The 274-nt window shown below is 66.8% G+C and carries 1 protein-coding gene; it reads left to right on the top strand.

From position 1 onward, the window contains the following. Positions 1–274 (top strand): hypothetical protein (locus tag SB771_RS34400; RefSeq protein ID WP_410721963.1); only part of this gene is annotated, 274 nt, incomplete at both ends.

Here is a 274-nt window from a genome sequence, read left to right as displayed (position 1 = left end):
ACCAGAACGACTCGGGCAGCTTCGAGCCCACGCTCAACAACCTCGCCTATACCGACAACGGCCCGTCGGTGACCACCAGCAGCGGCAGCGCGTCGTGGAGTTCGAGCGACAACGGCGTGGGCGGCACCGCTGTGGCGGTGGACCCCGGCATCACGATCTCCGACCCCAGTTCGGCCTCGGCAAGCACCGCCACGGTCCGCATCACCAACGTGCAGAGCGGCGACCAGTTGTCGTTCGTCGCGCAAAACGGCATCACCGGCAGCTACAACAGCGC

Source organism: Burkholderia sp. SIMBA_051, from assembly GCF_046534915.1.
GTDB classification, from domain to species: Bacteria; Pseudomonadota; Gammaproteobacteria; order Burkholderiales; family Burkholderiaceae; genus Burkholderia; species Burkholderia ambifaria.
Note: the sequence above shows the minus strand (reverse complement) of the source record. Positions and strands in the feature narration are given on the sequence as shown.